Genomic DNA, 8,786 nt, shown 5'->3' with positions numbered 1-8,786 from the left:
GCGGTGGCGGGGTCTGGTGCGCGACCCGCGGACAATCCCTGCATCCGCAGGGTGCGGCGTACGTCTCACGGCATCCGGAGAACCATCCGGTAGCATAATCGGGATGGTCCTGGCGGGCGGGGCCAGGCTCGTCCTGACGATGCGGAGGCTGCGCGTGCCCCCCACAGCGAACACGAACGCCAAGCGGTCCCGGTCGCGGCGTGCTCGGGGGTCTATCAATGCGGCGGGGATTCTTTCGGGGGCCTTCGAATTCTGCCGGGACACGCCCGTCGATCAGCTCAGCATGCCGCGGCTCGCGGCATTTCTCGACGTCGGTGTCACGAGCATCTACTGGTATTACAAGAGTAAGCGAGAGCTCCTCGACGCGATGACCGGGCAGGCGCTGTCCGCCTTTTACGAGGGCATGCCACCGTTGCGCGCCGGCGGCTGGGAGGACATGCTCCGCGGGTTCTTCGACGACTGCTATGCCGCGCTCATCGCCGACGACCTGGCGTGCGACCTCGTCGTCCGGCACATCGGCGCCACCACCCGCAAGGAGGTGGCCGAGGCCTGGCCGCGGGCGGCGGAGCTGTTCGACGGGCTGCACGCGGCCGGGTTCCCGCCGCTGCTGGCCTGGCACGCCTTCGCCACACTGGCCACCTACGCCCGCGGATTCCTCCTCACCGAGCGGCCGCCCGAGGCCGCGGCCTCGCCGGAGGAGTTCGCGTTCGGCATCAACAACATCATTCTTGGTCTGCGGAGCCTGCTGCCCCAGCAGGCGCACGACCGCGACGTCGCCTGACCCGGCGCGAGCCGCCGCCGGGGCCGCCCGCTCTGGCTCGTCGTCCGTTCGCCCCCGTCCGTTTGCCCTGGTTTGTCTGTTCTGGTTCGTCTGTCCTGGTCGTTGGGCGGTGTCCGTCGACCTGTGGCGGGGCGTGCGGTTAGCGTGCCTATTGTCGATCCGGGTATCCGCACCCGGCCTGCCTGGTCGAGCGGCGGGATCTGTGGACGGAGCCTGTTCGAAAGGCTTACGGTTAGGTTTACAAATCATGGTCGGCGGGAACCCCGGGTCGTTTGGTGATGCGGCGACGGCAGCCCGCTGGAGGGAGACACGATGGCCCTGGCGATCAGCGACGACCACAAGGCCCTCGCCGAGGTGGTCCGCACCTTCGCCGATGCGAACGACCTGCGCGCGGCGTCGCGACGGGCGCTCGACGGAGGCCCTGGGGCGGTCGGCCCGCAGTGGCGGCAGATCGCCGACCTCGGCTGGCTGGGCCTGCACCTGCCTGAGGAGCACGGCGGCTCCGGCTTCGGCCTGGCGGAGTTCGCGATCGTCGCCGAGGGCCTGGGCGGCCGCGCCGCCGCCGGCCCGCTGCTGCCCACCGTGGTCGCCTCCGCCGTCGTGGCCGCCGTCGGGTCGCCGCAGCAGCAGGCGGAGCTGCTCCCCGGGCTCGCCGACGGTTCGGTCATCGCCTCGTTCTCGTCACTCGGCGCGGTCACCGCGGACGCCGCTGGTGCGCTCAGCGGCGAGGCACCCGCGGCGCTCGGCGCGGTGTGGGCCGGCATCCACCTCGTGCCGGTCGGTGACGATCTCGCGGTGGTCGCCGCGGACTCCGCGGGTCTGACGCTGCGCCCGACGAACGCGCTCGACCCGTCGCTCGGGCTCGCCGGCCTCGGCCTGTCCGCCGTCGCCGCGCACCCCGCCGGCCTGCTGCGCGGTGGGCGGGCCGCGGCCGTGCGCATCCTGCGGGTCGTCGCCGCGGCCGAGGCGGTCGGCGGTGCCCGGGCCACCCTGGACATGGCGCTGGACTACGCCAAGGTGCGCGAGCAGTTCGGCCGCATCATCGGCGGGTTCCAGGCCGTCAAGCACCACCTGGCCAACATGCTCGTCGCCACCGAGCTCGCCACAGCCGCGACCTGGGACGCCGCCCGGGTCGCCGCCGGCGGGGCCGAGGCCGAGCTCGCCGCGGCCGTCGCCGCCGCGGTGGCGTTGTCGTCCTACCAGCACAACGCCCGGATGAACATCCAGCTCCACGGCGGCATCGGCTTCACCTGGGAGCACGATGCCCACCTGTACCTGCGCCGGGCGGCGACGCTGGCCGCGCTCGCCGGCCCGATCGAGGGCGCCGAGGACGACGTCTACGCGCTGACCCGCGACGGCGTCCGGCGGGTGTTCGCCGTGGAGCTGCCGCCCGAGGCCGAGCAGTACCGCCGCGACGCCCGGGAGTTCGTCGAGCGCTACCACGGCGCCGCCGAGGCCGAGCGCCGCGACCTGCTCGTCGACAGCGGCTACCTGGTGCCGCACTGGACGAAGCCGTGGGGCCGCGCGGCGGGCGCCGCCGAGCAGCTCGTCATCGACGAGGAGTTCACCGGCGTCGAGCTGCCGAACCTCGGCATCGGCGGCTGGGTGCTGCTCACCCTCACCCAGCATGGCTCGCCGGAGCAGATCGAGCGCTGGGTGCTGCCCAGCCTGCGCGGCGAGCTGCGCTGGTGCCAGCTGTTCAGCGAGCCGAACGCCGGGTCCGACGCCGCCGCCGTGCAGGCCCGCGCCGAGCGGGTCGAGGGCGGCTGGAAGATCAACGGTCAGAAGGTCTGGACGTCGGACGCGCAGAACTGCAACCGGGGCCTGGCCACGGTCCGCACCGACCCGGCGGCGCCCAAGCACAAGGGCATCACGGCGGTGGCGATCGACCTGTCCGCGCCCGGCGTCGAGGTCCGGCCGCTGCGGGAGATCACCGGCGACGCCCTGTTCAACGAGGTCTTCTTCGACGACGTGTTCGTCCCCGACGCCGACGTCGTCGGGGAGATCAACGCCGGCTGGATCGTGGCCCGCGCGACGCTGGGCAACGAGCGGGTGACGATCGGCGCCGGCCACGGCGCCGACGAGGGCCGCACCGCCGTCGGCCTCGTCGACCTGCACGCCCGCTACGCCGCCGGGGACACCGAGCTCGCCCGCCGCGTCGGCCGGCTGGTCGCCGTCGAGGTCGCCATGGGGCTGATCAACCTGCGCCAGGTCGAGCGGGCCGTCGCCGGCAGCGAGCCGTCGGCCGAGGGCAACGTCAGCAAGCTGCTGTCCGCCGAGCACGCGCAGCACGTCACCGAGCTCGGCATGAGCATCGCCGCCGCCGCCGGGGTGACCGGTGCGGAGGCCGACCTCGCCTACCGCTACCTGTTCGCCCGGGCGCTCACCATCGCCGGCGGCACCTCCGAGGTCGGCCGCAACGTCATCGCCGAGCGGATCCTGGGCCTGCCGCGGGAACCCAACATGCGTTGAGGCACGCCCATCCCATCCCGGCCCGCCGTCGGCACCGCCGCGATGCCGCCGCCGCACGCCGCAGTGCCCAGGCGGCCACCGCGCGCGCCGTGCGGCGCGTCGAGGCATGCCCGGCGCACGGCGGCGTCGACGGTACCCAGCGACAGGAGGCGCCAGCGTGACGGTCGACGACCAGACGTTCATCGTGACCGGGCAGGTACAGCAGCAGGCCTGGCGGGACCGGGTCCTGCCGCCGGTGGAGCAGGTCCGCCCGGGTCTGTGGTCGGTGCCGACCCCGTTCCCGCAGAGCCCGCTGCGGTACGTGCTCGCCTACCTGCTGGAGACCCCGCGCGGGCCCGTCCTCGTCGACACCGGCTGGCCCAGCGAGGACGCCTGGGACGGCCTCGCCGCGGGGGTGCGCGCCACCGGGCACGAGATCGGCGACGTCAGCGCGGTCCTCATCACCCACGGCCATGCCGACCACTTCGGCCTCGCCCGGCGGATCCGGCGGGAGTCCGGTGCCCCCGTCATGATCCACGAACTGGAGGTGGCGGCCTCCCACCAGTTCGCCAGCATCTCCGACTTCCGCGCCGCCGACCGGATCTGGCTGCGCCGGCGCGGCATGCCCGACGCGGAGATCGCCGCGCTGTTCCCCGACGGCGACGAGCCGCCCGAGTGGCGCGATCCGCCCGACGTGCTGCTCCAGGACGGCGACCGCCCCCTCGGCGACGCCGCCGCGGTGCGCGCGCTGTGGACCCCCGGGCACACCCCCGGCCACCTGTGCTTCGTCCACGAGCAGTACAACGTGCTGCTCACCGGCGATCACGTGCTGCCGCGGATCAGCCCGAACATCAGCCCGTCGCCGCGGCAGCGGGCGGACACCCTCGGGGAGTACCTGGGCTCGCTCGCGGCGATCGAGGACATGCCGGTCGACGAGGTTCTGCCCGCCCACGAGTACCGCTTCCGCGGTCTCGGCGCCCGGGTGCGCCAGCTTCAGGAGCATCACCGGGCGCGGCTGCGCGAAGTGGTCGAGGCGGTCGTCGAGCTCGATGGTCCGACGACGATGGCGGTGGCCGAGCGGCTGACCTGGTCGCGGCCGTGGAGCGAGTCCCAGGGGATCGTGCGCCGCTCGGCGGTCGGCGAAACCTACGCCCACCTGCTGCACCTGCAGCGCCGCGGCCTGCTCACCGGCGACGCGGGCGGCGCAGAACAGACGGGCGGCGGTGCAGAGACGGGCGGCGGTGCAGCGGGTGGGGGAGTGGCAGGCCGGGGCGGCGCGGGCGAGGTTGACGCGTGGCGTCCCGCGGCCGAGGCCGGCGTCCTCGTGGAAGCGCTGCTGCGCTGAGGTGCCCGGCGGTGCCGAGGTGCTCGGCGCCGCCGGGCGTGCGGGCTGACGGGGACGCGGTGTCAGATGTTGAAGCGCTGCGCCCCGTCGATGCGGATCGTCTCGCCGTTGATGTAGTCGTTGTCGACGATCGACAGGGCGAGCTTGGCGTACTCGTCGGCGTGGCCCATCCGCTTGGGGTTGGGCACGCCGGGGCCCCACTTGGCCTGGGCCTCGGCCTCCTCCATCCGGTAGGCGGGGGTGAAGAAGGTGCCGGGGGCGATGCAGACGACCCGGATGCCGGTGGGGGCGAGGTCGCGGGCCGCGGTGAGGTTGAACCCGATGACGCCGCCCTTGGCCGCCGAGTAGTCGGTCTGGCCGACCTGGCCCTCGAAGCCGGCGATGCTCGCGGTGGTGATGATGACGCCGCGCTGGTTGGAGTCCAGCGGCTCGTTCTGCGACATCGCCCCCGCGACCTTGCTGACCACCCGGAACGTACCGACGAGGAAGATGTCGATGGTCCGCTGGAAGGTCTCCACCGGGTAGGCCTGGCCCGACCGGTTGACCAGGCGTTTGCCGGCCGCCGGGCCGCCGTGCACGACGACCGCCGCGCGCAGCGGGCCGAGTTCGACGGCGGCGGCGATCGCCGCCTCGACAGACTCGTCGCTGGTGACGTCGGTGGAGACGAAGACGGCCTGCTCGCCGAGCTCGTCGGCGAGGGTCTTGCCCTTGTCCTGCGCCAGGTCGGCGATGACGACCTTGGCGCCGGCCTGCACGAGGCGGCGCACGGTGGCCTCGCCGAAGCCTCCCGCGCCCCCGACGACCAGCGCGGACGATCCTGTGAGATCCACGGTTTCTCCTTCGGGCCCACCGTCATCCCGGGTGGGCGTCCGGCGAGGGGGGGCCTGCATCAGGGGCATCCGGCCACGAGTTGACGTTATCGTCAGCTCACGGCCGCATCCCGCGGTATTACTGTTGATATCCCGGTAATGCTTACCATAGGTTCCTGTCCGGGGGCGTTCCGCTGGAAGCCCTCACCCTGTGAAAGGTGGACTGTCATGTCAGATCCCGTCATCGTCAGCGCGGCGCGCACGGCGATCGGCACGGCCTTCAAGGGCTCGCTGGTCAACACCACCGGCGAGGAGCTGGCGGAGGTGGTCCTGCGTGAGACCGTGCGCCGCTCGGGCCTCGACCCGGCCCGCATCGACGACGTCATCTTCGCCGAGTCCATGTACGGCGGCGGCGACCTCGCCCGCTACGCCGCGGTCGTCCTCGGCATGACCAGTGTCCCCGGGCAGGCCGTCAACCGGCACTGTGCCGGCAGCCTCACCGCGATCGGCAACGGCTCCGCCGGCATCATCAGCGGCATGGAGAAGATCGTCGTCGCCGGCGGCGTCCAGGCGACGTCCACCGGGCCGAAGCTGACCCGCCGCGTCCTCGGTACCGCCGACCAGTTCGAGGACTGGATTCCCGCGACCCACCCGGACTCTCCCGAGGCCCCGAACATGGACATGTCCATCTCGGTGGGCTGGAACACCGCCAAGGAGGCGGGGCTGACCCGGGAGGAGCTCGACGTCTGGGCGTTCCGCTCCCACCAGCGCGCCGTCGCCGCGATCGACGAGGGCCGCTTCGTCGACGAGATCGTGCCGATCAAGGTGCAGGCGCCGGACGGGTCGTTCCGCGAGTTCGCCGTCGACGAGCACCCGCGCCGCTCCAGCACGCTGGAGAAGCTGGCATCGCTGAAGGTCCTGCACCCGGAGATCCCCGGCTTCAACATCACCGCGGGTAACTCCAGTGGCGTCAACGACGCCGCGGCCGCGGTCACCCTCGTCGGCGCCGAGCTGGCCGCCGCCGAGGGCCTGCCGACCCTGGCGAAGGTCCGCGCGTGGGCCGCCGCCGGCGTCGAGCCGCGGCGGATGGGCTTCGGCGCCCTGGAGTCGATCTCCAAGGTCCTCGGCCGCGCCGGGCTGACGACGAAGGACGTCGCGCTCTGGGAGATCAACGAGGCGTTCGCATCCGTGCCGGTGGCCGCCGTCAAGGAGTTCGGCCTCAACGAGGACACCGTCAACATCAGCGGTTCCGGCTGCTCCCTCGGCCACCCGGTCGCCGCCTCCGGCGCCCGCATGATCATCACGCTGCTGCACGACCTGCGCCGCCGCGGCGGTGGCATCGGCGTCGCCGCGATGTGCGCGGGCGGCGGCCAGGGCGGCGCTGTCCTCATCGAGGTCTGAGCCCGGCAGCATTCGGAGCCCGGCAGAATACAGGGCGGCTGTCGGCGCCCGATCGCGTTCCCCGCGGACGCGACCGGGCGCCGGCGACGAGGCGAGGAGGCCCAGTGCAGTACACCAAGCTCGGTTCGACGGGGTTGGACGTGTCCCGGATCTGCCTGGGCTGCATGAGCTACGGCGAACCGGGCCGGGGCGCCCACCCGTGGTCGCTGGACGAGGACGCCGCCCGGCCGTTCTTCCGCCGGGCGATCGAGGCCGGCGTCAACTTCTTCGACACGGCGAACGTCTACTCGGCCGGCAGCAGCGAGGAGATCACCGGGCGGGCGCTGGCCGAGTACGCCAACCGCGACGAGATCGTGCTGGCCACCAAGGTCCACGGGCCGATGCGGCGCGGCCCGAACAGCAGCGGCCTGTCCCGCAAGGCGATCATGACCGAGATCGACGCGAGCCTGCGCCGGCTCGGGACCGACTACGTCGACCTCTACCAGATCCACCGTTGGGACCCGCGTACCCCGATCGAGGAGACGCTGGAGGCCCTGCATGACGTGGTGAAGGCCGGCAAGGCCCGCTACATCGGCGCCTCGTCGATGTACGCCTGGCAGTTCACCAAGGCGCTGTTCGTCGCCGACGCCCACGGCTGGACCCGGTTCGCGTCGATGCAGAACCATTACAACCTGATCTATCGCGAGGAGGAGCGGGAGATGCTCCCGCTGTGCGAGGACCAGGGCGTCGGCGTGATCCCGTGGAGCCCGCTGGCCCGCGGCCGCCTGACCCGCGACTGGGACGCGACGACCGCCCGCACCGAGACCGACGAGTTCGGCCGCAAGCTCTACACCGAGGGCGACCGGGCCATCGTCGACGAGGTGGCGCGTATCGGGACCGAGCGCGGTGTGCCCCGCGCCCAGGTGGCGCTCGCCTGGCTGCTCGGCCGCCCCACCGTCGCCGCGCCGATCATCGGGGCGACGAAGCTCTCCCACCTCGACGACGCCGTCGCCGCCGTGGACCTCGCCCTCACCGCCGACGAGATCGCCCAGCTCGAGAAGCCCTACACCCCCCACCCCATCGCCGGCTTCGCCTAGGTCGTCCGAGTCCGTCCAGATCGCATAGTGATGTGTGATCAGGATCGGTGCGAAGGAACCCCGCGTTGGCCGGCCCCTCCCTTCGTCGCGTCGGCAATTGCAGGAGGTCGATGACGGTGGCGGGCAGCCGTACGGGCTCCAAGCTCCTGCAACTGCCGGCCACCACGGCTACGGCTACTTGGCATGGTTGTTTGGATTCCGTGGAACCGCGCTGGCGCCGTCGGATGCGAGCCCGGCGTCAGGACGGCCCCGAATTCCCTGATCATGATGTGTTCCCGCGTCCGCGCGGCTACGTGGGACGCAACCAGCCGCGGCGGCCGAGGTCGGGGTGCAGCACGTCGTCGCTCCACAGCAGCTGGCCATTGGTCGTCGCCGGGTCGGCGAGGGCGACCAGGACGGTGGCCTCGGCGAACTCCTCGGGGCTGGCCCAGTCGGTCTCCCCGGCGGCGGCGACCAGGTTGCCGGGGGTGATGACGGGCTCCGACGGCGAGAGCACGTTCACCGCGATCCCGTAGGCCTGCGCCTCGATCGCGACGGCCTGGCTGAGGTGGTGCAGTGCCGCCTTGTTGCCGCCGTAGGCGAGCGGGCCGGGCATGCCGGGCTCGGCATACGGCCCCTCACCGGGGATGAACCCGGCCACCGAGCTGATGTTCACGATCGATCCCCGGCCCAGATCGATCATGTCGGGCAGCACGAGCTGCATGAGCCGGTAGGAGGCGAACAGCCCGATCTCGAAGTGCATCCGCAGGCCCTTGAGCGGGAAGTTCAGGAACGACGCCCAGTCCGGCATCCTCCCCGGTGCCGCGGGTGGTGCCGCCGAGGCCGCACCACCCGTGCCCGCCGGGGCCTGAGCGGGCGCCGCCTGTGCCGGCAACCCGCCAGGCCCTGCCGGCGCGGCGCCGGCGGACGGGGTGGCCCCGGCC

At 72.6% G+C, this 8,786-nt stretch carries 7 protein-coding genes; 5 read left to right on the top strand and 2 right to left on the bottom strand.

The genetic code is table 11. The features are described 5' to 3' along the window. The first annotated feature begins 103 nt into the window (after positions 1-103). From NBZ85_RS23015 to NBZ85_RS23005, 3 genes are all read left to right on the top strand, one after another. The gene (locus NBZ85_RS23015) at positions 104-781 is read left to right on the top strand and encodes a TetR/AcrR family transcriptional regulator (protein WP_308205073.1); all 678 of its coding nucleotides are present in this window, start codon (positions 104-106) and stop codon (positions 779-781) included. A 312-nt stretch (positions 782-1,093) separates the two neighbouring features. After that, positions 1,094-3,253 carry an acyl-CoA dehydrogenase family protein gene (locus NBZ85_RS23010; RefSeq protein ID WP_261562572.1) on the top strand — a complete coding sequence of 720 codons (2,160 nt, stop codon included), beginning with the start codon at positions 1,094-1,096 and terminating at the stop codon, positions 3,251-3,253. A gap of 157 nt (positions 3,254-3,410) precedes the next feature. Continuing rightward, entirely contained in the window at positions 3,411-4,577 is a 1,167-nt protein-coding gene (locus tag NBZ85_RS23005) for an MBL fold metallo-hydrolase (RefSeq protein ID WP_261562571.1), read from the top strand. Between the two features lie 62 nt (positions 4,578-4,639). On the opposite strand, the gene NBZ85_RS23000 is transcribed toward NBZ85_RS23005, so the two are convergent. Further along, entirely contained in the window at positions 4,640-5,407 is a 768-nt protein-coding gene (locus tag NBZ85_RS23000; protein ID WP_261560217.1) for an SDR family NAD(P)-dependent oxidoreductase, read from the bottom strand. Between the two features lie 207 nt (positions 5,408-5,614). Here NBZ85_RS23000 and NBZ85_RS22995 point away from each other — a divergent pair, with 207 nt between their 5' ends. Both NBZ85_RS22995 and NBZ85_RS22990 read left to right on the top strand, forming a co-directional pair. Continuing rightward, the gene (locus tag NBZ85_RS22995) at positions 5,615-6,787 is read left to right on the top strand and encodes a thiolase family protein (RefSeq protein WP_261562570.1); all 1,173 of its coding nucleotides are present in this window, start codon (positions 5,615-5,617) and stop codon (positions 6,785-6,787) included. 104 nt (positions 6,788-6,891) lie between these two features. Then, positions 6,892-7,863 carry an aldo/keto reductase gene (locus NBZ85_RS22990; RefSeq protein WP_261560221.1) on the top strand — a complete coding sequence of 324 codons (972 nt, stop codon included), beginning with the start codon at positions 6,892-6,894 and terminating at the stop codon, positions 7,861-7,863. A 289-nt stretch (positions 7,864-8,152) separates the two neighbouring features. Here the strand turns inward: NBZ85_RS22990 and NBZ85_RS22985 are convergent. Beyond that, on the bottom strand, positions 8,153-8,786 hold a 634-nt coding region (locus tag NBZ85_RS22985), incomplete at its 5' end, for an SDR family NAD(P)-dependent oxidoreductase (protein ID WP_261560223.1).

The sequence above is a fragment of the Frankia tisae genome (assembly GCF_025403405.1).
In the GTDB taxonomy this organism is placed as follows: Bacteria; Actinomycetota; Actinomycetes; order Frankiales; family Frankiaceae; genus Frankia; species Frankia tisai.
The sequence above is the reverse complement of the archived record's forward strand: the minus strand, read 5'-3'. Positions and strand labels throughout refer to the sequence as shown.

What these genes read in the sequence shown, in the direction of transcription:
- NBZ85_RS23015 (WP_308205073.1), top strand. Translation starts at nt 104, where the DNA reads ATGGTCCTGGCGGGCGGGGCCAGGCTCGTCCTGACGATGCGGAGGCTG.
- NBZ85_RS23010 (WP_261562572.1), top strand. Translation starts at nt 1,094, where the DNA reads ATGGCCCTGGCGATCAGCGACGACCACAAGGCCCTCGCCGAGGTGGTC.
- NBZ85_RS22995 (WP_261562570.1), top strand. Translation starts at nt 5,615, where the DNA reads ATGTCAGATCCCGTCATCGTCAGCGCGGCGCGCACGGCGATCGGCACG.